The organism is Pseudomonas sp. NPDC087614 (assembly GCF_044743485.1).
Taxonomy (GTDB): Bacteria; Pseudomonadota; Gammaproteobacteria; order Pseudomonadales; family Pseudomonadaceae; genus Aquipseudomonas; species Aquipseudomonas baetica_A.
The window spans coordinates 73,016-98,167 of record NZ_JBIUWN010000012.1; the positions used below are offsets into that span (position 1 = coordinate 73,016).

A 25,152-nucleotide genomic window follows, 5' to 3' on the forward strand; every position below is an offset into this window, starting at 1 on the left:
GCAAAAAACGTCATTTGACGGTTTTTTCAGCGTTTGTCGGACATTTATCACAAGGGCCATGCCGTGCAATGCCGCGTAGAATGCCCCAGTGTTTCAATTTCTGAGGTTGCAGTGGTGGATTTACAGCAGGGCTTCGTCCTGACCCGGCATTGGCGCGATACCCCGGCCGGCACCGAAGTCGAGTTCTGGCTGGCGACCGATGCCGGGCCGCGCCGTGTGCGCCTTCCTCATCAGCCGTCAGTCGCGTTTATCCCCGCCGAGCAGCGCGAAGCCGCCGAACGTTTGCTGCATGACGAAAAGAATGTGGAACTGCGCCCGCTGGCCCTGCAGGATTTCGAACATCGTCCGGTACTGGGTCTGTATTGCCAGCAGCACGGCCAGTTGATGCGCCTGGAAACGGCGCTCAACCGCGCCGGCGTCGATGTCTTCGAGGCCGATGTGCGCCCACCGGAACGCTTTCTGATGGAACGCTTCATCACCGCCCCGGTGTGGTTCAACGGCACGCCCGATGCTGACGGCACGCTGCTCAACGCCCACCTCAAACCCGCCCCCGAATACCGGCCGAAACTGCGCCTGGTCTCGCTGGACATCGAAACCACCGAAACCGGCGAGCTGTATTCCATCGCCCTGGAAGGCTGCGGCGAGCGTCAGGTGTACATGCTCGGCACGGCGAACGGTGACGCCAGCATCGTCGACTTCGACCTCCAGTACTGCGACTCGCGCACGGTCATCTTGAAAGAACTCAATGACTGGTTCGCCCGCCATGACCCCGACGCAATCATCGGCTGGAACGTGGTGCAGTTCGACCTGCGCATCCTTCACGAACACGCACGACGCCTCGGCGTACCGCTGAAGCTCGGCCGGGGCGGCGAGGAAATGCAGTGGCGCGAGCACGGCAGCCGCCATCATTATTTCGCCTCGGCAGCGGGGCGGCTGATCATTGATGGCATCGAATCCCTGCGCTCGGCGACCTGGAGTTTTCCTTCGTTCAGCCTGGAAAACGTCGCTCAGACATTGCTCGGCGAAGGCAAGTCCATCGACAACCCGTACCAACGCATGGACGAAATCAACCGCATGTTCGCCGAGGACAAACCGGCGCTGGCCAAATACAACCTTAAAGACTGCGAACTGGTCACGCGGATTTTCGCCAAGACCCAACTGCTGACCTTCTTGCTGGAGCGCGCCAGTGTGACCGGCCTGCCGGCGGATCGCAGCGGCGGCTCGGTGGCGGCGTTCACGCATTTGTACATGCCGTTGATGCACCGCCAAGGGTTTGTGGCGCCGAACCTGGGCACCAATGCGCCGCAAGCCAGCCCTGGCGGTTTTGTCATGGAGTCGCAGCCAGGGCTGTATGAGTCGGTGCTGGTGCTCGACTACAAAAGCCTTTATCCCTCGATCATCCGCACGTTTCTGATTGACCCGGTGGGGCTGATCGAAGGCTTGCAACATCCTGACGACGCCGACTCGGTGCCGGGTTTTCGTGGCGCCCGTTTCTCGCGCACCCGGCATTGCCTGCCGTCCATCGTCTCGCGTGTGGCTGAGGGGCGTGAGACTGCCAAACGCGAGCACAACGCGCCGTTGTCGCAGGCACTGAAGATCATCATGAACGCCTTCTACGGCGTGCTCGGCTCCAGCGGTTGCCGGTTCTTCGATACGCGGCTGGCGTCGTCGATCACCCTGCGCGGCCACGAAATCATGCTGCGTACGCGAACGCTGATCGAAGAACAGGGCCACGCGGTGATCTATGGCGACACCGACTCCACGTTTGTCTGGCTGCGTCGCCCCCACGGGCAGGAAGAGGCGGCAAGCATCGGGCAAGCGCTGGTCAAGCATGTCAACGACTGGTGGCGCGAGCACGTGCGTGACGAATACGGGCTGCAAAGCGCCCTCGAATTGCAGTTCGAGGTTCACTACAAACGCTTCCTGATGCCGACCATTCGTGGCGCGGAGGAGGGCAGCAAGAAGCGCTACGCCGGCCTGGTGAGCCGTGCCGACGGCAGCGAAGAAATGGTCTACAAAGGCCTTGAAACCGTACGCACCGACTGGTCGCCGCTGGCCCGGCAATTCCAGCAGGAACTCTACGAGCGCATCTTCCAGCGCAAGCCGTATCAGGATTATGTGCGCGACTACGTGCGTAAAACCCTGGCCGGCGAATTCGATGATCGACTGGTCTACCGCAAGCGCCTGCGCCGCACCCTCGACGATTACGAGCGCAACGTACCGCCCCATGTGCGCGCCGCGCGGCTGGCCGATGATTACAACGCCCGGCACGGTCGGCCACGGCAATACCAGAACGGTGGCTGGATCAGTTACGTGATCACCCTGGCCGGGCCCGAACCGCTGGAAGTGCGCCGCGCCGCCATCGACTACGACCACTACATCAGCCGGCAACTGCAACCGGTGGCGGATGCGATTCTGCCGTTTGTCGACGACGATTTTTCAACCCTGATCGGGGGGCAACTGGGCCTGTTTTGAGTCCAGCAGTTGCAGCGTCCAGTCATCGAGGATGCCGTGGAAGTAGCGTTCCAGCGCCTGGTTGAACAGGCTGTCTTCAGCGGCGAACTGGGCAAACAGCGTCATCGAGGAGTGAAATTTCAAGTCATCGGGATGGCCGAAAATCTCCGCAATCGAACGCTGGCGCACATTCAGCACGAGCTGCGTACAAGTACGCAGCCGCGCGCCGAGCATCGGGTGCTCGAGATAAGCTCGCGCTTCTTCGGCGGTATCGATGGCGAAGCGCCGGGACATCTCACTGCCGCCCAAGCCTGCGAACTGCGGGAAGACAAACCACATCCAGTGGCTGCGCTTGCGGCCCTCAACGAGTTCGCGCTGGACCCGATCAAACACCGGGTCCTGGGCCTGGACGAAACGTTGCAGGTTGAACGGGTCGTTCTGATCTGTGCTTCTCATCGCAAAGCTCTCGCCGGTCGGCGGTGGCTCAGACCATGGCCAGCCGCTGCTTGCGCTTAGGCGCGTGAAACGCCTGGTCCAGCGCTGCCAGATCCCCGGCATCGAGTTGCAGTTGCGCCGCTTGTGCATTGAGTTGCACATGTTCCGGCCGCACCGCTTTAGGGATCGCTACCACGCCATCCTGACGCACAATCCACGCCAGCGAAACCTGCGCCGGGGTCACGTTGTGACGAGCGGCAATCTGCTTCAGTACCGGTTCTGCCAGCATCGCGCCGCCCTGACCGATCGGACAGTAGGCCATCAGCGGCATGTGTTGCTGTTGGCACCGGGGCAACAGGTCGAATTCGACGCCACGCGCTTGCAGGTTGTAGAGCACCTGATTGGTGGCGCACGCCGGATTGGCTAACTCTTGGAGGTCATCGACGTCAAAATTCGACACGCCCCAACGGCCGATCTTGCCGTCTTCGCGCAGGCGCTCGAAGGCTTCGACGGTTTCTTCCAGTGGATACTGGCCGCGCCAATGCAACAGATAGAGGTCGATGTAATCAGTGTCGAGCCGGCGCAGACTGCGCTCGCAGGCTTGCGGAATGCCTTGGCGGCTGGCGTTGTGCGGGTAGACCTTGCTCACCAGAAACACCTGGTCGCGAATACCGGCAATGGCTTCACCTACAACACTTTCGGCACCGCCCTCGGCATACATTTCGGCAGTGTCGATCAAGGTCATGCCCAGTTCAACGCCACTGCGCAGAGCCGCCACTTCATGCTTGTGTGCCGAGCGGTCTTCGCCCATGCGCCAGGTGCCCTGGCCAATCACCGGAACCTGCACGCCAGCCAATTCGAGGGTACGCATTCAAATCTCCTTTCTGAAAGGGTCGATACCTGTAGTGGGCAGCAGAATAGCCCAGCGGTTGCGTCCGGTTCCAGAAAGGAGAAGGGGGGATTACTTCGCGGAAAACTTCAATACCACGCTCTGCGTGTAGGCCTGCCCGGGATCCAGTCGCGTACTCGGGAAGTTCGGTTGGTTCGGCGAATCCGGGTAGTGCTGCGTCTCCAGGGTAAACGCGCCCCAATGCGGATAGACCTTGCCACCTTTGCCTTTGACCGTGCCGTCGAGGAAGTTGCTGGTGTAGAACTGCACGCCCGGTTCGCTGGTGAACAACTGCAAGTGCCGACCGGACTGCGCATCACTGACCTCAGCAGCGACTTTGCTCACGTCGCCCTGGGTATCCAGCGCCCAGTTGAAATCGAAGCCGCCCTGTTTGGGTTCCGCGAATTTGAGTTGCGGGTGATCAGCCTTGATGTGCGCTCCGATTGCCGTGGGCTGGGTGAAGTCCATCGGCGTGCCGGCCACTGGCGCCAGTTCGCCGGTCGGGATCAGCTTGGCGGTGACCGGGGTGTAATGGCTGGCATGCAGCGTCGCGACCTGCTTGAGGATGTCGCCATTGCCGGCGCCCGCGAGATTGAAGTAGCTGTGGTTGGTCAGGTTGAGCACGGTCGGTTTGTCGGTGCTGGCCTTGTAGTCGATGCGCAGTTCGTTGCTGTCGGTCAGGCGATAGGTCACTTCGGTGGTGAGGTTGCCGGGGAAGCCCATTTCACCGTCCGCCGACAGATAGGTGAGGGTCACGCCTACCGAATCCTTGTCTTTGGTTTCCTGCGCTTTCCAGACCTTCTTGTCGAAACCCTGAGGGCCGCCATGCAAGGCATTGGACTTGTCGTTTTGCGGCACTTGAAAGCGCTTGCCGTCGAGTTCAAACGCGCCGTCGGCCAGGCGATTGCCGAAGCGGCCGATGGTCGCGCCGAAGTAGGCGGTGCCTTTTTGGTAGCCCTGCACATCGTCGAAGCCCAGCACGACATCGTCGAATTTGCCGTGTTTGTCGGCCACCAACAGCGATTGCAGGGTCGCGCCGTAAGTGATGACGGTGGCTTGCATGCCATGGCTGTTGCGCAGGATGTATTGCTCGACGGGTGTACCGTCGTTGGTTTTGCCGAAGGCTTTATGTTCGGCGCTGAGGCCCGCCGCGTTGGCTGAGAGGGTGGCGATCATCAGGGACAGTCCGAGGCCGGAGAGCAGGTGACGGGATTGAAGCATGGTTGACCTTCCTTTTGTTGTTGTTTTCAGAATGCGGTAATAGTCATGCTATTTATGCTGAGAATGGGAATTTATAGCGGATTAAACGGTTATTGCAAAAATAAAGTCGGACTAAATTGTTATCCATGTCGCGCCGAAGGTCAGGAAACGCTGCCGGTATTGCACTTTTTCGCAATCAGCGGCTCTATCCATGGCCAGGATGCGGTGACTCCCGCCGCACAGGAATGTGCCTGTTCGAGAACTCATGCCGAGAGCTTTTCACCCCATCGTCCATTTTTTTCGTCGCCCGTGCCTGTTGCTGGCCTGTCTGTCGTCGCTGTTAGTCAGCGGTTGCACGCATCAGGACGGCAATGGCTTCATCGCTCAGATTCGCAACGGTCAACCGCAGGAGTTTCTGCAGACCAGCGTCGACCGCATGGCCACTTTGGCGATGCGCGACAACCTCAACAGCCTTTATCGCCTGATGGGCAAGCTGTACCTGCGCAACCCGGACGAGCTGCGCAAATCCGGTTTCCTCAACATCAACATCGCCGTGAAACAGGTACGCCTGGCCATTGAGCAGCAACAACCGTTGCCGGTGCTGGGTGGCCGAAAAGATCTGGCAGCGCTCAGTTATGCGATGAGCCCTGAGTTTCTCGGCGACCGCGTCGGCGCGTTCATCTATGCCATTGGCAGCATGCTGGTCACCGCGCACAACAATCGGGTCGAGTTCTACATGACCGATGCGATCAACCCGACCTTCGTCCACAACGCGGCGCGCAACATCGAAAAGGCCACGTGGATTCTGTCCCAGCGCCAGAACAAGGAAGGCCAGCCACTGCTGTTCTCCAACGAAATTTCGGAGGAGGGCAGCAACCTGAGCTTTGCCACCGAGTTCGGCAAAATCGTGGCGCGCCTCGATTTGCTCACACAGATGCTCGACGAGCGCTATCGGCGTATCGGCCTGAATTACGCCCAGAGTCTGCTGTTCCTGAATTTTTTGCCGGTGCAATAAGTCGTGTCGGGTCGCGTGAAGGTCGGGCTATTTGTATACAATCCTTCGCCATGTTTGCCTCAAAAGGAGCTGCACCTGTCATGACCGACCCCGCAAGCGCCGACTTCACCTGCGTCGACCGCACCGCCCGTGCCGACAAATTGCCTTATGCCGCGTTGCTGGCATTCGCCATGACCGGCTTCATTGCCATCCTCACCGAAACCCTGCCGGCTGGGTTATTGCCGCAAATCGGCGCCGGGCTGAACGTCAGTGAAGTGCTCGCCGGGCAACTGGTGACGCTGTATGCGCTGGGCTCGATAACAGGGGCGGGCGTTGGCGATTGCCATGCTCGGCACGCCGGTGGCCTTGTCGCTGGGCACGCCGGCGGGCACCTGGCTGGGAAATCTGATTGGCTGGCGCGCCTCGTTCGGGATCATGTCGGCGCTGGCACTGGTGCTGGCGGCGTGGATCGTCATCGCCGTGCCGGACCGTCCGGGGCAGGTCAGTGCCGAACGCCTGCCTTTGCTCCAATCCCTGCGCCTGCCGGGGGTGCGGTCGGTGCTGTTCGTGGTGCTGACATGGATGCTGGGGCACAACATTCTCTACACCTACATCTCGCCGTTTCTGATGCAGGCCGGCCTGGCCGAGCGGGTTGATCTGGTGCTGCTGGTGTTGGGCCTGTGTTCGCTGGGGGGGATCTGGATCATCGGCCTGCTGGTGGATCGCTGGCTGCGCTGGCTGACGCTGATCAGCCTGGCGGTGTTTGCCGTGACGGCGCTGGTGTTGGCCATCGCATCCCCGTCGCAGTGGCTGATTTACGCCTGCATGGCCGTGTGGGGCCTGTCGTTTGGTGGCTCGGCGACGTTGTTGCTGACGGCAGCGGCGGATTCGGCCGGCGATCATGTTGACGTGGTGCAAGCGATGCTCACCACCTCATGGAACATAGCGATAGCCGGTGGCGGATTGTTTGGCGGATTGCTGCTGGATCGGGCAGGGGCGATGTCGTTCCCGTGGGCATTGCTGATCCTTTCGCTGATCGCATTGGCCACGGTGTGGATCAACAGCCATCACAGTTTCCAACCGGGGCGGCGGGTGCATTGATCTTTTAATCACCCCATCACCCTGTGGAAGCGGTGTAGCTGAAAGGCATAACGATAGACCGCATCGATATAGGTGGTTATAAGAAAAATCGCTATGCTGCGGCCATATTTTCCTGTCGTTTTTCTGGACGTCTTCATGGAATTGGCAAGTTTCGGCCTGGTGATCGCCGGGTTGGTGGTGGGTTTTATCGTCGGCATGACCGGTGTCGGCGGCGGTTCCTTGATGACCCCGATTCTGCTGTGGTTCGGCATCAACCCGGCGACGGCGGTGGGCACGGACCTGCTGTACGCGGCCATCACCAAATCCAGCGGCGTCCTCGTTCACAAAAAGAACAAGAACATCGACTGGGCCATCACCGGTTGGCTGACCCTGGGCAGCGTGCCGGCGGTGGTGTTGACCTTGTGGTTCCTCAGCACCTTGCACACCGCGCCGGATGCGATGAACGCCATCATCAAACAAGCCTTGGGTTTTGTGTTGTTCGCCACGGCACTGGCGATTTTCTTCAAGAAGCGCTTGCTGGATTTCGCCCATAAACGTGCCGGCGGCAACTACAACCCGAGCGGCTCGCGGCTGAATGTGATGACCGTGATCACCGGTTTGATCCTCGGCACCATGGTCGCCCTGACCTCGATCGGCGCCGGCGCCCTGGGCACTGTCGCGCTGTTTATCCTCTACCCACTGCTGCCGACCCGCCGTCTGGTCGGCACCGAAATCGCCCACGCCGTGCCGCTGACCCTCGTCGCAGGCCTAGGCCACGCGAGCATGGGCAACATGGATTGGGGCGTGCTGGGCTTTTTGCTGGTGGGTTCGCTGCCGGGCATCTGGCTTGGCAGCCACCTGACCGGACGCATCTCCGATGAAGTCTTGCGCCCGTGCCTGGCGACGATGCTGTTGCTGATCGGTTACAAACTGGCTTTTTGATCCTTGATATGAGCGAAACCAGCCTGCATTGCGATGGCCGCATCGCCATTACTGTCGAACCCCGCGAAATGCGCATGAGTCATTGGCTGTATGCGCCGCTTGTGGTTGATCAGCAGCGTCAGCAGGTGTTGCTGGATCTGAGCGACAGCTTATGGGATCTGATCGGCACGGCGGACGAGACAGCCAGTGGCATCGACTTGCTCCTGCGCAAATATCCCGGTGATCAGCCCTCCGTGACGTTGAGTATTGATATCGACCGTGGCGTGCTCAAACTTGCCGATTGCCCGGTCGATGCGACGCAACTGCTGGCCGCTCTCGACACAGCGCTCTGCTGAACGGAGTTCAAGGCCCCGCCTGGAGACGGTTTGCATGCGGTTGACCTCCATTTCGTGGGCAGTACCGCCACCCTGACGCGCGCCTGAACGGTAATCAAATCGTCGTCACGATTGCGCCCGTGCGGTTGCGCAATGCCGGTCCTGACCTAAGCTTCTGACAAGGCGAAACATATTTGCCAGACACACCCGGAACAATCGCCACGATGCGCAATCAGTAGAGCGTGGATATCAAAAGGAGATGCGCATGCTCATCAGGTCACTGACCCTGACACTCTTGCTGGCGATTGCCGGCCCCTTGTTCGCCGCTGACAACGATTCGCCGATTGCCGCAGACATGGGGCGCGCCCGGCCGCTGATCGTGATCGCCAAAAGCACCGTCGACCCGGTATGGGTGAGCCTGAAAAAGTCGCTTGAGGACCCTGCCAACAAAAAAGGCGTCGCCGACCGCAACATCAAGGTTTACACCATCCTCAACATGTCAGGTCAACTCGACGGCAAGGACATGGGCCAGCAAGACACCATGGCGCTGCTGCGCTCGCTGAAGCTGGGTGCCGGGGCCTATCCGAAAGTGTTCCTGGTGGGCAAGGACGGCGAAACCAAGCTTTCGGCGTCGGGGGATGAGGCGAAATCGGTGGACCTGAAGAAGATCTTCGAGACTATCGACGCCATGCCAATGGCTGAGAAGGAAGCGGCCGCCGCAGCCGCCCAAGCGCCGGCCGCCAGCGAGCCTGAACCGGCCGCCAGCGAGCCTGAACCGGCCAAAGGTGCGAAAGGTGCCAAGCCAAGCAAGCCAGTCAAACCGAGTAAGCCGCCGCAAATGCCGGATGATTGATGGCATGGCCTGAATCAAAAAAATGGGCGACCTCAGCAGGTCGCCCATTTTTTATTGCATGCCTTTTACACAAAACGTTGTGGCGAGGGGATTTATCCCCTTGCTACAGGTTTTGCATCATTCAGTCAGCGCACTGAAAATCTCATGCGCAATCTTCACCCGTTCCGCATTCGGGTAATTCTTGTTCGCCAGGATCACGATGCCCAGCTCCTTCGACGGCACAAACGCCACGTACGCGCCGAAGCCACCGGTTGCGCCGGTTTTGTTGTAAAGCACATTGGCCGGTTCAGGTTGTGGCGGGGTCAGCCACTTGGCCTTGTGCGCCTCCATCGCCATCGGCGTCGAGTTGCCGTTCTGCAATTGAGCCAGGCTGATCGGGTAGGCATAACGTTCCCAGCCCAGGCCTTGGGTCATGTCGCCGACGGTGTAGTAACCGGTGTGGGTCGCGGCGATGGCTTTTTGCAGCGGCGCTTCAAGGCTGGCCGGTTTCAGGTTGGCCTCTACGTAACGCAGCAGATCTGCTGCACTGGTTTTGATGCCGTAGGCTTCGGAATCCAGTGCGCCCGGACTGACCCGAACCGGTTGGTCTTTCTTGTCGTAACCCTGAGCGTAGAGCTTGGCTTCGGATGCCGGCACTTTGGTGTAGGTGTGCTTGAGGCCCAGTTGCGGTAGCAGGGTTTCACTCATGGCCTGATCAAACGGCTGGCCCAGACTTTTCGCCGTCAGATAGCCGAACAACCCAAGGCTTGGATTGGAATACAGGCGATGGCTGCCCGCCGGATAATCCGGTTTCCACTGTTGGTAGTAGCCGAGCATCTTGTCAGCCGAGTCCGAATCGGTGGGGAATTGCAGCGGCAACCCGCCAGCGCTGTAAGTGCCCAGTTGCAACACGCTGATGTTGTCGAAAGCGCTGCCTTTCAACTCCGGCCAAAGCTTGCTGGCCTTGGTCGACAGATCCAGTTTGCCCGTGGCCTGCGCGTAACCGGCGAGTGTCGCAGTGAAGGTTTTGCTCACCGATCCGACTTCGAACAGGGTGTTTTCGCTGACCTTCTGCCCGGTGTCTTTGGCGGCGACGCCGTAGTTAAAGTAATGCGCTTTGCCGTTGATGGTGAGGGCAACGGCCAGACCGGGGATGTTCTGCTGCTGCATGACGGGCGTGACGGCACCTTTGACCAGTGCTTGCAGTTGTTCGTCGGTTTGCGGCGCGGCCAGGCAGGCCGTGGCGCCAAAGAAAAGGCCGAAAGTACTGTAGGAAAAGAGTTTGGTCGAGTTGATTGAACGCATAAATGATCCACTCTCCGTGAGTGTTGATTGTTGTATCCCGCTACACTGCGGGCGATTTCCCGTCGGGCTACTGATAAGCGCCGCCAATTTAGGCACACCGAAGGCAATCGACAAACGACGAAATTTCGCATGAGCCATTAGAAAAATTTGGGGTAGGGCATGATTCGACCGCAATTGCCGCTCAACGCGTTACGCGCTTTCGAGGCTTCAGCACGTCATTTGAGCTTCACCCGCGCGGCTGTGGAACTGTGCGTGACCCAAGCGGCCGTCAGTCATCAGGTCAAAAGCCTTGAGGCGCAGCTTAATGTAACCCTGTTCAAACGCCTGCCTCGTGGGCTGATGCTGACCAGTGAAGGCGAAACCTTGTTGCCGGTGTTGAGCACCTCGTTCGATCACATTGCGCAGATTCTGGAACGTCTTGCCGGGGGGCAATATCGCGAAGTGTTGACCGTCGGCGCGGTGGGGACGTTCGCTGTGGGCTGGCTGTTGCCGAGGCTGGCGGACTTTCGGGCGAAACATCCGCTCATAGATTTACGGCTGTCGACAAACAACAATCGCGTGGACGTCGCTGCCGAAGGGCTGGATTACGCAGTCCGGTTTGGCGCCGGGGCGTGGCACGGTATTGAGGCGACCCGCTTGCTCGATGCGCCGCTGTCGGTGTTGTGTGTGCCGGAAATCGCCCGACAATTGCATGCGCCGGGGGATCTCTTGCAGCAGACGTTACTGCGTTCCTACCGAACGGATGAATGGTCGGAATGGTTTCAAACGGCGGGTCTGGCGACTCAGGCGGCGCCGCCGCAGAGCATTGTGTTCGATTCGTCCCTGGCGATGATGGAAGCGGCGTTGCAGGGCTGTGGGGTGGCGTTGGCGCCGCCCCTGATGTTCGCCCGGCAATTGGCGGCAGAGGCGATTTGTCAGCCGTTTGCGATCGAGATCACCACGGGGAGTTATTGGCTGACGCGATTGCAATCACGACCAGAGACCGCGGCGATGCTGGCGTTCAAGGACTGGTTGCTACAACTCTCAGGTCAGCCCTGAACCCTCGAGGGCTTGCTCACTCCCACCTTTGGCGTGAGGCGGGCTTGAAAATCAGCGCAGCAGACACGGCCGCTTGTTATCGAATTTCCATCCCGGAATCAGGAATTGCATGGCCACGCTGTCATCCCGCGCACCCAGGCCCATGCCTCTATAGCGTTCGTGAGCCTTGGCCACTTGATCCATGTCCAGTTCCACACCCAGCCCGGGTTTCTTCGGCACCTGCACGCAGCCGTCGACAATCTGTAGCGGTGCCTTGGTCAGGCGCTGGCCGTCCTGCCAGATCCAGTGGGTGTCGATGGCGGTGATTTCACCCGGTGCTGCCGCCGCCACATGGGTGAACATGGCCAGCGAAATATCAAAGTGATTGTTGGAGTGCGAGCCCCAGGTCAGGCCCCACTCATGGCACATCTGCGCCACGCGTACCGAGCCTTGCATGGTCCAGAAATGCGGGTCAGCCAACGGGATGTCGACCGATTGCAACTGGATCGCATGGCCCATCTCGCGCCAGTCGGTGGCAATCATGTTGGTGGCGGTTTTAAGCCCGGTGGCGCGGCGAAACTCGGCCATCACTTCCCGGCCCGAATAGCCATTTTCCGCTCCGCACGGGTCTTCGGCATAGGCCAGAACGTGATGCTGATCGCGGCACAAACGGATCGCTTCCTTAAGCGACCACGCACCGTTCGGGTCAAGGGTGATCCGTGCCTCGGGGAAGCGCTCGGCCAGCGCTGTCACCGCTTCTATTTCCGCGTCACCGCTGAGCACACCGCCCTTGAGTTTGAAGTCCTTGAAGCCGTATCTGGCATGGGCCGCTTCGGCCAGACGCACCACCGATTCAGCAGTCATAGCCTTCTCGTGACGCACACGGAACCAGTCGTTATCGGCGTCCGGTTCGCTGCGATAGACAAGGTCGGTTTCGTGCTGATCGCCGACGTAGAACAGGTAGCCGAGCATCTTCACTTCTTCACGTTGCTGACCTTCGCCGAGCAGCGCTGCGACCGGTACGTCGAGGTGTTGGCCGAGCAGGTCGAGCAGGGCGGCTTCCAGGCCGGTGACCGCGTGGATGGTGATGCGCAGGTCGAAAGTTTGCAGGCCCCGGCCGCCGGCATCGCGGTCGGCAAAGGTCTGGCGCACCTGATTGAGGATCTTCTGATACGTACCGATAGGGCTGCCGATCACCAGGCTGCGCGCGTCTTCCAGTGTCTGGCGAATGCGTTCGCCACCGGGTACTTCGCCCACGCCGGTGTGGCCGGCGTTGTCTTTGAGAATGACGATGTTGCGGGTGAAAAACGGCCCATGGGCGCCGCTCAGGTTGAGCAGCATGCCGTCGTGGCCGGCCACCGGGATGACTTGCATATCAGTGATGACCGGGGCTTTGGCGGTGTCGTTTACGTTCATTGTTTTATCCTTGAAAACAGAAAGTCAGGCGTGCTTCGGCGTGGTATCGGCCACGGCGGCAACACTGGCGGGTTTCGCTGAGGTGCGGGCGAAGAACACGATGATCGCGGCGATGATCGAGGTCGCGGCCAACCCATAGAGGCCGCCCTGAATCGAGCCGGTGTGTTGTTCCAGCAGGCCGAACGTGGTCGGCGCGACGAAGCCGCCGAGGTTGCCCACTGAATTGATCAGCGCAATCACCGGCGCGGCAATCCGCGCATCCAGATAGGCCTGGGGAATCGGCCAGAAGAGGGACGAGGCGGATTTGAAACCCAGCGCTGCAAAACAGATCGCGACGAAGGCGAAGACCGGCCCGCCGGTGGTGGACATGAACATCCCCGCCGCAGCGATCAACAGTGCCGTGGCGACCCATGCCTGCTGGTGCTTCCACTTGGCGCAGAGGGACGCGAAGGCATACATGCCGACAATCGACAGCAGCCACGGAATCGAGTTGAACAGCCCGACCTGGAGGTCGCTCATCTCGCCCATTTTCTTGATGATGCTCGGCAACCAGAAAGTCGCGGCGTAGATCGTCAGTTGAATGAAGAAGTAGATCAGGCAGAACAGAATGATCTGCCGGTCCTTGAGCAGTGTGCCCATCGATGGACGCAGGGGCGTGGCCGCTTCGCGGGCCTTCTGTTCGTCGTCAATGGCGGTGACCAATGCGTCCTGCTCGGCGCGGGTCAGCCATTTGGCGTCATGGGGCTTGGCGTCGAGCCAGAACCAGACGAACACGCACAGGCACACCGAAAACATCCCCTCAATGAAGTACATCCATTGCCAGCCGTGCATGCCCAGCCCGTTGATTTGCAGGAGCAGACCGGACAGCGGGCCGGAGATCAGCGAGGCGAGCGCCGAACCGCTGAGGAAGATCGCAATCGCTTTGCCGCGTTCGACACCCGGTAGCCAGCGGGTGAAGTAGTAGATCACCCCGGGAAAGAACCCGGCCTCAGCCACGCCGAGCAAAAAACGCAAAATGTAGAAATGGGTTTCGGTCTGGATGAATGCCATGCCGGCGGCGACCAGGCCCCAGGTGAGCATGATCCGGGTCAGCCAGATTCGCGCGCCGACTTTCTGCAGTAGCATGTTAGAGGGGACTTCGAACAGCGCATAGCCGATGAAAAACAGGCCGGCGCCGAAGCCGTAAGCGGCTGCACCAATGCCCAGGTCGTGCTCCATGTGGGTGCGGACAAATCCGATGTTCACCCGGTCAATGTAATTGACGATGAACATGATCACGAAGAGCGGCAGGACGTGGCGTTTGACTTTCGAGATGGCGGACGAAAGCGTTGAGTCGACGTTTTCGCTCATCCCCGAGACGGAGGTTTTCACTTGGTTTGCTCCCACTGATTATTTTTATGCGGGTAGGGCTGGGTACGACGTTGTTGATAGACATCATACAACTACAATTTTTTGTCCTACAAGTGGGCAGGGATGATTTTATTGCTCTGGATGACAGAGTTTTTATGCTTTTCTGGATTTTAACCCTGTTTTTGTTACTTTTTTTGCAGTGGCGATTTCATGAGGGCGCGATCAAAATTGCGTGAAGTCGATAGCGAACCCGGCAGATTATTAATAGATATTGAGTGTTGTCATACAAGTAGGTGGGTTTTTCAGCGCTAGAATCAATCCCGTCATAGGCCTGTGCAGTGCTACGATCCGCCCGTCCGCTCACTGGAACCGACCATGCAAGAAGACCTCGACGCCCCTGCCCGCAAACGTGCGCACAACCTGGCCCATGATCTGGTGGAGAAGCTCACCCAGAGCATCCTGCACGGACAAATGTCGCCCGGCGACAAGCTGCCATCGGAGAACGCCATCGTTCAGGAACATGGTGTGAGTCGCACGGTGGTGCGCGAGGCGATCTCCAGATTGCAGGCCTCGGGATGGGTCGAAACGCGCCACGGCATTGGTACGTTCGTGATCGAGCGTGCGCCGGAGCAGGGATTGCGGCTCAATGTCGACACGGCACTCGGTGTGCGCAGCATGCTTGAGTTGCGCATGGGGCTGGAATCGCAAGCGGCGGCATTGGCGGCGCAACGGCGTACCGAGCAGCAGTTGCTGCAGATGCGCAAAGCGCTGGATGACTATCAGCGCCAACTTGCCAATAACGACAGTTGTGTCGAGGCCGACCGGCGCTTTCACCTGCTGATCGCCGAGGCCACTGGCAATGTCTGCTTCAGTGAGATCATGCAGCACTTGGGCAGCGCGATGATTCCGCGTTATCGACTGAATGCGGCCGAGCGTGGGGCGGCGGATCTGAGCAAACTCGGGCAGTTGGCGAATCTGGAGCACGAGGCCATTCTGAACGCGATCAAGCGTCAGGATGCGGACGCTGCGCGTGCCGCGATGTGGCTGCACCTGACCAATAGCCGGGATCGGTTTTGCGCGCAGGGTTGATTGGCGCAGGCTGCGGGCCTCAATTCACATCGCGCATCAACAACCCAAAGCGCAAGTCCACCGTATCCGGAATCGGCACATACACCGTGTGCCCATCCCCCGGCGCGACCTCGATCGCCTGCCCTTTGAGGTTTTGCAGTTCATGCAGATCAAAATGAAAATTGCCCTTGGGCGTCATCAGTTCCAGATGATCACCCAGAGCGAAACGGTTCTTCACCTTGACCTGCGCCAGACGATCACGCCGCTCGCCGGTCAACTCCCCAACAAACTGCTGACGCTGCGACACCGAACTGCCGTTCTGATAATTCTGGTATTCGTCATGCACATGCCGGCGCAGGAAACCTTCGGTGTAGCCGCGCTGGGCCAGTGACTCCAGATCGGTCATCAGGCTGCGATCGAACTCACGGCCGGCCACTGCATCGTCAATTGCCCGGCGATATACCTGGGTGGTGCGGGCGCAATAGAAGTGCGATTTGGTTCGGCCTTCGATCTTCAATGAATGCACGCCCATGCGTGTCAGGCGCTCGACGTGCTGCACCGCGCGCAGGTCCTTGGCATTCATGATGTAAGTGCCGTGCTCGTCTTCGAAAGCGGGCATCAACTCATCCGGACGGTTGGCTTCCTGCAACAGGAACACTTGATCGGTCGGGGTGCCAATGCCCAGCGTCGGTTCGGGCTGGAAGGTCTGCACGATCTCGCCGAGCTGATTCTCGGAGGCCTCTTGCGCCGAATATTTCCAGCGGCAAGCGTTGGTGCAAGTGCCCTGATTGGCGTCGCGTTTGTTCATGTAACCCGACAGCAGGCAACGGCCGGAATAAGCCATGCACAGCGCGCCGTGAACGAAAACTTCCAGCTCCATGCCGGGCACTTGCTCGCGAATCTCGCCAATTTCCTCCAGCGACAATTCCCGCGAGAGGATGATCCGGCTCAGCCCCTGCTGTTGCCAGAACTCAACGCTCGCCCAGTTCACGGTGTTGGCCTGTACCGACAAGTGAATCGGCATCTGCGGGAAATGCCGACGCACCAGCATGATCAGCCCGGGGTCGGACATGATCAGCGCGTCCGGTGCCATTTCAATCACCGGCGCCAGGTCCTTGAGAAAGGTCTTGAGCTTGGCGTTGTGCGGCGCGATGTTGACCACCACGTAGAAGCGCTTGCCCTGTGCCTGAGCCTCACGAATGCCCAGCGCCAGATTGGCGTGGTCGAACTCGTTGTTGCGCACGCGCAGGCTGTAGCGCGGTTGGCCGGCATACACCGCATCGGCGCCGTAGGCGAAGGCGTAACGCATGTTTTTCAGGGTGCCGGCGGGAGCGAGCAGTTCCGGGGTGGTGAGGTCTGGCATCAGGGACATGGCGGCATCGGTCGCAAAAGCGCGGCAGGGTAATGCGGATGAAATCGGGGTTTATTGATCTGGATCTACGTTTGGAGCTGTGAGGCTGCGCAGGCACCGCAGCGAGGCGCCATGAATAAAGATGGCACTCGCGCACGCCCCGGCTGACTAAGGTTTGGGGCGTGCATGACGCCTGACTGACATGGACCGGACATGAACGTAAAAAGTCTTCAATTCAAATCCCTGACGGTGCTGTTGGTGCTGGTCACGGTGGCCTTTATCTGGATTCTGCTGCCGTTTTATGGCGCGGTGTTCTGGGCGGTGATCCTGGGCATTCTGTTTGCGCCGATGCAACGCAAGTTGCAGGGGAAATTCGGCTGGCAGCGCAATGTCACCTCGCTGTGTACGTTGAGCATCTGTCTGGTGATCGCGATTCTGCCGGTGATCATCCTCAGTGTGTTGCTGGTGCAGGAAGGCGCGACGCTTTACAAGAATATCGAAAGCGGCGAGCTGGACATCGCGGCCTATCTGGCGCAGTTCAAACACAGCCTGCCGCAATACTTCCAGCATCTGCTCGACCGCTTTGGTATGGGTGAACTCAATGCCCTGCGCGAAAAAATCGTCAAAGCGGCGATGCAGGGCAGTCAGGTACTGGCGACCCAGGCCTTCAGTTTTGGCCAGGGCACGTTCGAGTTCGTGGTGAGTTTCTTCGTCATGCTGTACTTGCTGTTTTTCTTTCTGCGTGACGGTGCGGAGCTGGTGCGCAAGGTACGCATTGCGATTCCGCTGGAAGAGCATCAAAAGCGTCGTTTGCAACTGAAGTTCAACCGGGTCGTGCGGGCCACGGTAAAGGGCAATCTGGTCGTCGCGATCACGCAGGGTGCGTTGGGCGGAGCGATTTTCTGGTTTCTCGACATACCCAGCGCGTTGCTGTGGGCGGTGTTGATGGCGTTTCTATCGCTGTTGCCGGCGGTGGGAGCGGGGATTGTCTGGGCGCCGGTGGCGGTTTATTTCTTGCTCAGCGGGATGATCTGGCAGGGCGTGGTGCTGGGGTTATTCGGGGTGTTTGTGATCGGTCTGGTCGACAACGTGCTGCGGCCGGTCCTGGTGGGCAAGGACACTCGCATGCCGGACTACTTGATCCTGATTTCGACGCTGGGCGGTCTGGCAGTTTTCGGTCTGAACGGGTTTGTGATCGGGCCGTTGATTGCAGCGCTGTTCATGTCGAGCTGGGCGCTGTTCGTCGAGACCAAGCCCAAGGTGCAGCTACCCTAGGCTTGAAACGGGTTGCTGGCGATCTGTTGCGACAAGGCCTGCGCCGCTGGCAAGGATGTCAGTGGGCCGCTGATCGGCTCGCCGTCGCGCACCAGATACCAACAGGCGAGCAAGCCCGACTCTCTGAGTGGTGCGGGAACGGCGCTGCCGATGACCGACATGATTTGAACCTGAGCCATGACTGAAACCTCCATCAAACGATGGGGCCACCTTAGGCATTCGTGGTTCTCAGGGACAATCAACGCTTTTGATAGTGGACATTGATAACAGTGAGGGCTGCTTCAGTCGACAACCTGGTCGAGCATGTGCACCACTTCGCGCTCATTGAGCAGCCCCTTGTGCACAAGGTTCTCGGCCAGCAGCGAAAGAAACTTGGCGCAGCGGTGGCCTTCCAGGTGCTTGAGTTCGGTCAGCGCGCTGTACACCTTGCTTGAGGTGCACAGGCCGACGACGCGGTGCGGGTTTTGTGTAGGCATACAATCGTCCTTGTTGTTATCAACCTGTTGTTTACGGACGGATTCAGATTGCGGTTCCGTCATGACAAAAAGATGACCGTTTTATGGGGGCGCCCATGACGGTCAAGTCAATCATGCCGACTTTAGCTGTTGAAGCTGTCCTCACAGCGACCTTGGCGAGATTTTTTCAGACGCGGGCGACCGACGGTCATAAAAAAGCCCCGCTATAAAAGCAGGGCTCTGTGTATCGATTACCAGCGTGGGCCGCCGTAGTAGCCATGGGGCCGACCGTAGTAGCCGCGTGGCGGGCCGTAATAAACGGGGGCCGGCTGGACGTAAACCGGTTGCTGCACATAAACCGGCGCTGGCTGGTAGTAGACCGGTGGAGGCGGCTGTTGCACATAGACCGGTTGGGGTTGAACGTAAACCGGCTGTTGCTGCACGTACACCGGCCGGTCCTGGTTGATCAGCGCCGAACCGATGATGGCCGAGCCGACGATCGCGCCAAACACCGCCGGGCCTTGCCAGCCATGGCCATGACCGGCTTCTGCCTGGCCTGTTACAGCGAGTGCACCGATCAGTAAGGCCACAATGGAGAGTTTACGAATCATGATAATTCCTCGGTTCTTCAACCCGGCTCCCTGGCCTGCAATAGGTCCATGGATGTCGCGGGGATACATCTAAGACAGCGAAATTTTTAAAATCAGCACAGCCGTTGGGTAAATTTTGTGTAAGGTCTGTACCGAACTCTTTACCGGCTCATCCAGGCCCGGTGCAGGCAAGCGATATGATCATTCAGAACCCGATGGAATGGCTAATCCCGTCCATCCGAAAGTGCGTTTGAAGGAGAAGTTTCATGCAGATGAACCCGAACAAAGACACCCAGCTGTGCATGTCCCTGTCCGGACGCCCAGGCAATTTCGGTCTGCGGTTTCATAATCATTTGTATGAGCAACTGGGCCTGAACTTCTACTACAAGGCGTTCAGCAGCCAGGACCTGGCCGGCGCTGTCGGCGGGATTCGCGCCTTGGGCATTCGTGGCTGTGGCGTATCGATGCCGTTCAAGGAAGCCTGCATCGAGTTGGTCGATGAGCTGGATGCCTCGGCGCAAGCGATTCAGTCGATCAATACTGTCGTCAACACTAATGGCCATCTCAAGGCCTACAACACCGATTACATCGCCATCGCGCAGTTGCTGGAAACCCACGCGGTGCCCAAGGATTCGACTTTCGCCCTGCGCGGCAGCGGCGGTATGGCCAAGGCAGTGGCCAGTGCCTTGCGCGACGGTGGTTATAAAAACGGCTTGATCGTGGCGCGCAATGAGCGTGCCGGACGTGCGCTGGCATACTCGCTGGGTTATCGCTGGCAGGCTGAACTGGGGGATGAGCGTGCGCAGATGCTGATCAACGTGACGCCGGTCGGCATGGATGGCGGCCCTGAGGCGGGGCAACTGGCGTTTGAGCCTGAGGTGATCAAGGCGGCCGACACGGTGTTTGATGTGGTGGCCATTCCTTCGCAAACGCCGCTGATCATGCGCGGCCGCGCGCAAGGGAAGCGGGTCATTACCGGGCTGGAAGTGATAGCGATCCAGGCGCTGGAGCAGTTTGTGTTGTACACCGGGGTGCGGCCGACCGAAGAGCAGTTTCAGGCGGCGGTGGCATTCGCCCGTAGCTGATCCTTAAGTCTGTGTTGGTTCAGCGGGCTTCTTCACGAGCAAGCCCGCTCCCAAAGGGGGATGGTGTTTATTCGAGGCGGGCCAGGCGCTCTTCCAGTGCCGCAATCCGCGCCTCAAGCTCTTCGATCCGTTCGATCGAAACCCCGCCGCTGGCGCGCTCCCCGGGATTTTGCCGCGCCGCCAGAATCGCCTCGATATCCGCCGGATCGCCCAGCGCATGGCTATAGCGGTCTTCGCGCTGCCCAGCCTGGCGCGCAATCAACACCGCCAGCCCGCGAGCGATCAAGCGCTCAAGCTGATGCACCACTTGCTCGGCATCTTCGAAATCATGCATGCGCCCACTGCGTGTCAGCAGTTCGTTAACGGTCTGCGGGCCGCGCAGAAACATCAGCCCGGTCAGCGCCACCTGCGCCGGCACCAACTCCAGCGCTTTGTCGACCTTGTGCTCCCAGCGGTCGGCGCGGCTGCCCATGACCAGTTTGGCGAAGCCGCGACCTTCCAGTGCACGCAGGCTCTGGCCCACCTGGCCCTGGGTCAGGTTCATCACCGGTTCGCGACTGGTTTTCTGATTACACGCGGTCACCAGCGCATTGAGGGTCAGCGGATAGGTTTCCGGACTGGTAGCCTGTTTTTCGATCAATGATCCCAGGATGCGGATTTCCGTGGCGTTGAGCCGTGGTTCGTCGAAGCTGGATTCTGGTTCTGTGGACATCGCGCGTTCCCTCTGCAGTCGAAGGCGCCTAGCCTAATCCTTGCCAAACAAAAGGCAAGCCGTGTGGTCATCAAGCATGGCTATAATCGCCTCCACGTTCCACCCAGCCACCACATGAGATTGCCATGACCATTTCCCTGTACGCCGCATCCGTCCCGGTTTTTCAACAAATGCTCAACGCCCTGAGCGATGTCCTGAAAAAGGCTGAAGCCCACGCCACCGAGAAAAACATCGACCCGAACGCCTTTCTGCAGGCTCGTCTGTACCCGGACATGTTCCCGCTGGTGCGTCAGGTGCAGATCGCGGTTGATTTCGCCAAAGGCGTTTCGTCGCGTCTGGCCGAAGTCGAGATTCCGAAATACGACGACAGCGAAACCACCTTCGCTGAGCTGCAAGCCTTGATCGCCAAGGTTCTGGCATTTATCGGCGAGATCAAGCCTGAGCAGATCAATGGCCAGGAAGGCATTGAAATCGTCACCCGTCCGGGCACACCGAAAGAGAAGCGCTTCAGCGGCCAGGCTTATCTGCTGACCTACGGTCTGCCGCAGTTCTTCTTCCATGTCACCACCACCTACGCCTTGCTGCGTCACAACGGTGTTGAAGTGGGTAAACGCGATTACATGGGCGCGTTCTAAACCACCCGGCAACAAAAAGCCCGCCAAGGTTTACGCCTTGGCGGGCTTTTCATTTCTCTTATGGAAGCGGTTATGCGGTGCGTTGGGCTCTCTCTTCTTCGCCCAAGCAGGCCGCTGCGGTAAACAGCACATCGGTGGAGGAGTTCAGCGCGGTCTCGGCCGAATCCTGCAACACACCAATGATGAAACCGACCGCAACCACTTGCATGGCGATCTCGCTCGGGATGCCGAACAGGCTGCACGCCAGCGGAATCAGCAGCAGCGAGCCACCGGCAACGCCCGACGCGCCGCACGCGCAGACCGCCGCGACCAAACTGAGCAGGATGGCGGTTGGAATGTCCACCGCGATACCCAGCGTGTGCACGGCAGCAAGCGCCAGCACGGTAATAGTGGTCGCCGCCCCCGCCATGTTGATGGTGGCCCCCAGCGGGATCGACACCGAGTAAGTGTCTTCATGCAGACCCAGACGCTTGCTCAATTCCAGGTTGACCGGAATGTTCGCCGCCGAGCTGCGGGTGAAGAACGCCGTGATACCGCTTTCGCGCAGGCACTTGAGGGTCAACGGATAAGGGTTGCGGCGCAACTTCCAGAACACGATCAGCGGGTTCATCACCAGCGCCACGAACAGCATGCAGCCGAGCAATACCGCCAGCAGGTGCGCATAACCGACCAGTGCATCAAAACCCGACGTGGCGAGTGTCGACGCGACCAGGCCAAAAATGCCCAGCGGGGCGAAGCGAATCACCACGCGCACGATCACGGTCACACCGTTGGACAGATCGCCCAGCACTTGGCGGGTGGTCTCGCCGGCATGGCGAATGGCAACGCCCATACCGATGGCCCAGGCCAGAATGCCGATGAAGTTAGCGTTCATCAGTGCATGAATCGGGTTGTCGACCGCGCTCAGCAACAGACTTTGCAACACTTCGGTGATGCCGCCCGGTGCGGTCACTGCGACGTTGTCCGTGGACAGCACCAGGTTCGATGGGAACATCATGCTGGCAACCACGGCGACCGCTGCCGCACTGAACGTACCCAGCAGATACATGAACAGAATTGGACGGATGTGGGTTTCCTGACCGTGCTTGTGGTTGGCAATCGAGGCCATTACCAGCACGAACACCAGAATCGGTGCCACGGCCTTCAGCGCCGAAACAAAGACCTTGCCGATGAAGGCCGTGGATTTCGCGGCTTCGGGCGCGACCAGCGCCAAGGCGATACCCGCGATCAGGCCGATGACAATTTGTGTGACCAGGCTCAGTTTGCTTAAGCGTTGCAAGAAAGAAGGGGATGAAGCATTCATAGCGGCATCTCTGATTTTTTATAGGGTGCAGGGTTGCGTGAATGCGCTGGCGAAACAGGGCAGGCCAGCGTCACGAACCGAAAGTGTTGACGCGATTTCAACGCCATTAAACTGTTCGCTGAACAGGGTGTACGTTTTGCAGGGCGCGGACTTTACCACAGCGTAGGCCTTATCCTTCAGGCATGTGACGATCTGCCACCCGATTCGCCGGCAAGATCGACAGGTTTGTGCAAGTCAGTCTGGAAACACTCTGTTAAGATTCTCCTTCCTCTTTTTCAAGTTCTGCCAGCGGGCCTTTTGGTCATCGCTGGTGTCGTCGTTTCGTTGGAGTTTCCCATGCTGTTGCCCATCCTTCTGTTGTCCGCCGCTGGCTTCACGGTGCTGACCACAGAGTTCGTCATCGTTGGCCTGTTGCCGGCGATTGCCCGAGACCTTGCGGTCACCATCCCGCAGGCCGGTCTGCTGGTGACGCTATTCGCTTTTACCGTGGCAATGTTCGGCCCATTCTTGACCGCGTATTTCGCCCGCTTCGAGCGACGCAAGCTGTTCATCACCATCCTGATCATGTTTGGCCTGGCCAATACCGTTGCTGCATTGGCGCCGAATATCTGGGTGATGGCGGTTGCGCGGCTGATCCCGGCGCTGGGTTTGCCAGTGTTCTGGGCGTTGGCCAGTGAAACCGCAGTGGACATCGTCGGTCCGGACTACGCCGGCCGCGCCATCGCCAAGATCGGCTTCGGCATCGTCTGCGCCACGGTGTTTGGCATTCCTGTCGGCACATTGATTTCCGATGCTTTCGGCTGGCGCAGTGCCTTCGGTATTCTCGCGGTGATCGCGTTTGCCAAGGCGTTGCTGCTGTTTGTATATCTGCCGAAAACCAGTCTGCACCAGCATCAGGTCAGCTTCCGCTCGCAGTTCAAAATCCTGCGCAGCCCTTTGATGATCGGCCACATTGTGCTGTCGATTCTGGTGTTTAGCGGCATGTTTACCGCTTACACCTATCTGGCAGACATCCTTGAGCGCCTGGCCGGTTTCAACGGCACGGTGGTCGGCTGGTGCCTGATGGGCTTCGGCGCGGTCGGTCTGATCGGCAACTCGCTGGGCGGACGTGCGGTGGATCGGCATCCGCTGGGGGCGTCGGTGTTGTTCTGTGCGTTCATGATTGCCGGCATGGTGTCGCTGGTGCCAAACATTCATTCGCCGCTGGGGTTGGCAGTGGCGATGGGGATTTGGGGCGTGACCCAAGCGGCGTTGTTCCTGGTCAGCCATGTGCGCCTGATGAAAGCCGCACCACAAGCACCGGCCTTTGCCGCTTCGCTGAATATTGCCGGGGCTAACCTTGGCATCGGCCTTGGCGCCATGATCGGTGGACGGGTGATCGACAGCGCGGGGCTGGGCTTCCTTGGCTTCGCCGCTGCCGGGTTCATTCTGCTGTCGGTATTGCTCGCCATGGTATTGATGACGCTCAAGCCGCGCGAAGTCTGCGCTGAACTCTCATAACGCGGTAAACAACTCGCGTCGGGCACCTTCGGCAATCGCAACGATGCCGGGGTGCTTGACCTTGCGCTCCACTGATATGGCATAGAACGACTCGGTCACCGCGTCGGTTTGGCCGATCAACTCAACGCCATACTGGCGCTTCACTTCTTCGGCAATCACGCTCGGGCCGATAAAAATCCCGCTGCCGGATTGGCCGAATGCCTGCATCAAGGCACTGTCATCGAACTCGCCGACGATTTTCGGCTGGATCTGCTGCTCGGCAAACCAGCGCTGCAAACGGCTGCGCACCACGGTTTCTGCGCCGGGAATCAGCAGCGGTGCGCCATGCAGGCTGCGCGGGAAATCCTGCCCATAGCGTGCCACCAGTTCGGCGGTGGCGAAGAAACTGATCCCGCATTCGCCGAGTTTCTGGCTGTAGCCCTTGATATCGAGGTGTGGTGGCATCGGGCTGTCGGATATCACCAGATCCAGACGCTGGATGGCCAGATCTGCCAGCAGGCGTTCGAGTTTGTCCTCGCGACAGGTGATGCGTAGCGGCTCGCTCAACTCCATGGTTGGCGCGATCAGACGATAGACGATGGATTTGGGCACCACGTCGGCCACGCCGACGCGGAACAGAATCTGCTGCTCGTTGGGTTGCGCGCGCAGCATCAGCTCCAGTTCCCCGCCGAGCTGAAACATCTGCTCGGCGTAGGGCAGGGCTTGGCGACCGGCTTCGGTGAGTTCAAGTTGCCGCCCCACCCGCTTGAACAAATCGACGCCGTAGGTGTGTTCGAGCAGGGAGATCTGCCCGCTGATGGTCTGTGGGGTCAGGTTCAGTTGCTCGCAGGCACGCACAATGCTGCCGGTCTTGGCCACGACCCAGAAGTAATGCAGTTGTCGATAGTTGAGCATGAGGGTCTACAGTTCGTGAAAATCGAAGTATAGCCGCTAAAAATACGAATTTTCCT

24 protein-coding genes and 1 pseudogene are annotated in these 25,152 nt (G+C 59.4%); 12 read left to right on the top strand and 13 right to left on the bottom strand.

The genetic code is table 11. The annotated features are described in order from the left end of the window. The first annotated feature begins 114 nt into the window (after positions 1-114). The gene (locus tag ACIOWA_RS07270) at positions 115-2,475 is read left to right on the top strand and encodes a DNA polymerase II (protein WP_401159028.1); all 2,361 of its coding nucleotides are present in this window, start codon (positions 115-117) and stop codon (positions 2,473-2,475) included. Here ACIOWA_RS07270 and ACIOWA_RS07275 read toward each other — a convergent pair. The 3 genes from ACIOWA_RS07275 to ACIOWA_RS07285 all read right to left on the bottom strand — a co-directional run bounded on the left by ACIOWA_RS07275 (position 2,440) and on the right by ACIOWA_RS07285 (position 4,999). Beyond that, entirely contained in the window at positions 2,440-2,910 is a 471-nt protein-coding gene (locus tag ACIOWA_RS07275; RefSeq protein WP_339431938.1) for a DUF1810 domain-containing protein, read from the bottom strand. The two genes, ACIOWA_RS07270 and ACIOWA_RS07275, sit on opposite strands and share 36 nt — an antisense overlap. 28 nt (positions 2,911-2,938) lie before the next feature. Next, on the bottom strand, positions 2,939-3,760 hold the full coding sequence (locus ACIOWA_RS07280; protein WP_401159030.1) for an aldo/keto reductase: 822 nt from the start codon (positions 3,758-3,760) through the stop codon (positions 2,939-2,941). A gap of 90 nt (positions 3,761-3,850) precedes the next feature. Further along, a complete protein-coding gene (locus ACIOWA_RS07285) occupies positions 3,851-4,999 on the bottom strand; it encodes an aldose epimerase family protein (protein WP_401159032.1) in 1,149 nt (382 codons plus the stop codon). 244 nt (positions 5,000-5,243) lie between these two features. Between ACIOWA_RS07285 and ACIOWA_RS07290 the strand changes: the two genes are divergently transcribed. From ACIOWA_RS07290 to ACIOWA_RS07310, 5 genes and pseudogenes are all read left to right on the top strand, one after another. Continuing rightward, positions 5,244-5,993 (top strand): hypothetical protein, encoded by a 750-nt coding sequence (locus ACIOWA_RS07290; protein WP_339431941.1) that lies wholly within the window; start codon positions 5,244-5,246, stop codon positions 5,991-5,993. A gap of 80 nt (positions 5,994-6,073) precedes the next feature. Beyond that, positions 6,074-7,073 (top strand): annotated as a pseudogene (locus ACIOWA_RS07295) (MFS transporter). Positions 7,074-7,208: 135 nt separating this feature from the next. Continuing rightward, positions 7,209-7,994, top strand: a complete 786-nt coding sequence (locus tag ACIOWA_RS07300) for a sulfite exporter TauE/SafE family protein (protein ID WP_339431943.1) — start codon at positions 7,209-7,211, stop codon at positions 7,992-7,994. Positions 7,995-8,002: 8 nt separating this feature from the next. Beyond that, positions 8,003-8,329, top strand: a complete 327-nt coding sequence (locus tag ACIOWA_RS07305) for a hypothetical protein (RefSeq protein WP_339431944.1) — start codon at positions 8,003-8,005, stop codon at positions 8,327-8,329. Between the two features lie 244 nt (positions 8,330-8,573). Beyond that, positions 8,574-9,161 carry a DUF4174 domain-containing protein gene (locus ACIOWA_RS07310; RefSeq protein ID WP_401159035.1) on the top strand — a complete coding sequence of 196 codons (588 nt, stop codon included), beginning with the start codon at positions 8,574-8,576 and terminating at the stop codon, positions 9,159-9,161. 117 nt (positions 9,162-9,278) lie between these two features. On the opposite strand, the gene ampC is transcribed toward ACIOWA_RS07310, so the two are convergent. Next, on the bottom strand, positions 9,279-10,445 hold the full coding sequence (gene ampC / locus ACIOWA_RS07315) for a class C beta-lactamase (RefSeq protein ID WP_401159037.1): 1,167 nt from the start codon (positions 10,443-10,445) through the stop codon (positions 9,279-9,281). 159 nt (positions 10,446-10,604) lie between these two features. On the opposite strand from ampC, the gene ACIOWA_RS07320 reads away from it, so the two are divergent. Beyond that, the gene (locus ACIOWA_RS07320) at positions 10,605-11,483 is read left to right on the top strand and encodes a LysR family transcriptional regulator (protein ID WP_401159039.1); all 879 of its coding nucleotides are present in this window, start codon (positions 10,605-10,607) and stop codon (positions 11,481-11,483) included. Positions 11,484-11,534: 51 nt separating this feature from the next. On the opposite strand, the gene gudD is transcribed toward ACIOWA_RS07320, so the two are convergent. After that, positions 11,535-12,878 (bottom strand): glucarate dehydratase, encoded by a 1,344-nt coding sequence (gene gudD, locus ACIOWA_RS07325; RefSeq protein WP_401159041.1) that lies wholly within the window; start codon positions 12,876-12,878, stop codon positions 11,535-11,537. Between the two features lie 24 nt (positions 12,879-12,902). Further along, positions 12,903-14,249: an MFS transporter gene (locus ACIOWA_RS07330; RefSeq protein ID WP_401159043.1), complete on the bottom strand. Its 1,347-nt coding sequence runs from the start codon at positions 14,247-14,249 to the stop codon at positions 12,903-12,905. A gap of 354 nt (positions 14,250-14,603) precedes the next feature. On the opposite strand from ACIOWA_RS07330, the gene ACIOWA_RS07335 reads away from it, so the two are divergent. After that, positions 14,604-15,317: a FadR/GntR family transcriptional regulator gene (locus ACIOWA_RS07335; protein WP_401159045.1), complete on the top strand. Its 714-nt coding sequence runs from the start codon at positions 14,604-14,606 to the stop codon at positions 15,315-15,317. A 19-nt stretch (positions 15,318-15,336) separates the two neighbouring features. Here ACIOWA_RS07335 and yegQ read toward each other — a convergent pair whose 3' ends face one another. Beyond that, on the bottom strand, positions 15,337-16,659 hold the full coding sequence (gene yegQ, locus ACIOWA_RS07340) for a tRNA 5-hydroxyuridine modification protein YegQ (protein ID WP_339432016.1): 1,323 nt from the start codon (positions 16,657-16,659) through the stop codon (positions 15,337-15,339). Between the two features lie 201 nt (positions 16,660-16,860). Here yegQ and ACIOWA_RS07345 point away from each other — a divergent pair, with 201 nt between their 5' ends. Further along, positions 16,861-17,922, top strand: coding sequence for an AI-2E family transporter (locus tag ACIOWA_RS07345; RefSeq protein WP_339431951.1), 1,062 nt, complete (start codon positions 16,861-16,863; stop codon positions 17,920-17,922). Here ACIOWA_RS07345 and ACIOWA_RS07350 read toward each other — a convergent pair. The 3 genes from ACIOWA_RS07350 to ACIOWA_RS07360 form a co-directional block, all read right to left on the bottom strand. After that, the gene (locus ACIOWA_RS07350; protein WP_339431952.1) at positions 17,919-18,101 is read right to left on the bottom strand and encodes a hypothetical protein; all 183 of its coding nucleotides are present in this window, start codon (positions 18,099-18,101) and stop codon (positions 17,919-17,921) included. The genes ACIOWA_RS07345 and ACIOWA_RS07350 overlap by 4 nt on opposite strands. Before the next feature lie 102 nt (positions 18,102-18,203). Then, the gene (locus tag ACIOWA_RS07355; RefSeq protein ID WP_221730466.1) at positions 18,204-18,398 is read right to left on the bottom strand and encodes a hypothetical protein; all 195 of its coding nucleotides are present in this window, start codon (positions 18,396-18,398) and stop codon (positions 18,204-18,206) included. Between the two features lie 230 nt (positions 18,399-18,628). Next, positions 18,629-18,988, bottom strand: coding sequence for a hypothetical protein (locus ACIOWA_RS07360; RefSeq protein WP_339431953.1), 360 nt, complete (start codon positions 18,986-18,988; stop codon positions 18,629-18,631). A gap of 245 nt (positions 18,989-19,233) precedes the next feature. Here ACIOWA_RS07360 and ACIOWA_RS07365 point away from each other — a divergent pair, with 245 nt between their 5' ends. Beyond that, positions 19,234-20,052 (top strand): shikimate 5-dehydrogenase, encoded by an 819-nt coding sequence (locus ACIOWA_RS07365; protein WP_401159047.1) that lies wholly within the window; start codon positions 19,234-19,236, stop codon positions 20,050-20,052. Positions 20,053-20,119: 67 nt separating this feature from the next. Here the strand turns inward: ACIOWA_RS07365 and ACIOWA_RS07370 are convergent, their stop codons facing one another. Beyond that, a complete protein-coding gene (locus tag ACIOWA_RS07370; RefSeq protein ID WP_401159049.1) occupies positions 20,120-20,764 on the bottom strand; it encodes a YceH family protein in 645 nt (214 codons plus the stop codon). 125 nt (positions 20,765-20,889) lie between these two features. Between ACIOWA_RS07370 and ACIOWA_RS07375 the strand changes: the two genes are divergently transcribed. After that, the gene (locus tag ACIOWA_RS07375; protein WP_221730462.1) at positions 20,890-21,399 is read left to right on the top strand and encodes a DUF1993 family protein; all 510 of its coding nucleotides are present in this window, start codon (positions 20,890-20,892) and stop codon (positions 21,397-21,399) included. 70 nt (positions 21,400-21,469) lie between these two features. Here the strand turns inward: ACIOWA_RS07375 and sstT are convergent, their stop codons facing one another. Beyond that, the gene (sstT, locus tag ACIOWA_RS07380; protein WP_339431956.1) at positions 21,470-22,702 is read right to left on the bottom strand and encodes a serine/threonine transporter SstT; all 1,233 of its coding nucleotides are present in this window, start codon (positions 22,700-22,702) and stop codon (positions 21,470-21,472) included. Between the two features lie 336 nt (positions 22,703-23,038). On the opposite strand from sstT, the gene ACIOWA_RS07385 reads away from it, so the two are divergent. Further along, positions 23,039-24,202, top strand: coding sequence for an MFS transporter (locus ACIOWA_RS07385; RefSeq protein ID WP_339431957.1), 1,164 nt, complete (start codon positions 23,039-23,041; stop codon positions 24,200-24,202). Here ACIOWA_RS07385 and nhaR read toward each other — a convergent pair. Then, on the bottom strand, positions 24,197-25,096 hold the full coding sequence (nhaR, locus tag ACIOWA_RS07390) for a transcriptional activator NhaR (protein ID WP_339431958.1): 900 nt from the start codon (positions 25,094-25,096) through the stop codon (positions 24,197-24,199). The two genes, ACIOWA_RS07385 and nhaR, sit on opposite strands and share 6 nt — an antisense overlap. Between the last annotated feature and the right edge of the window lie 56 nt (positions 25,097-25,152).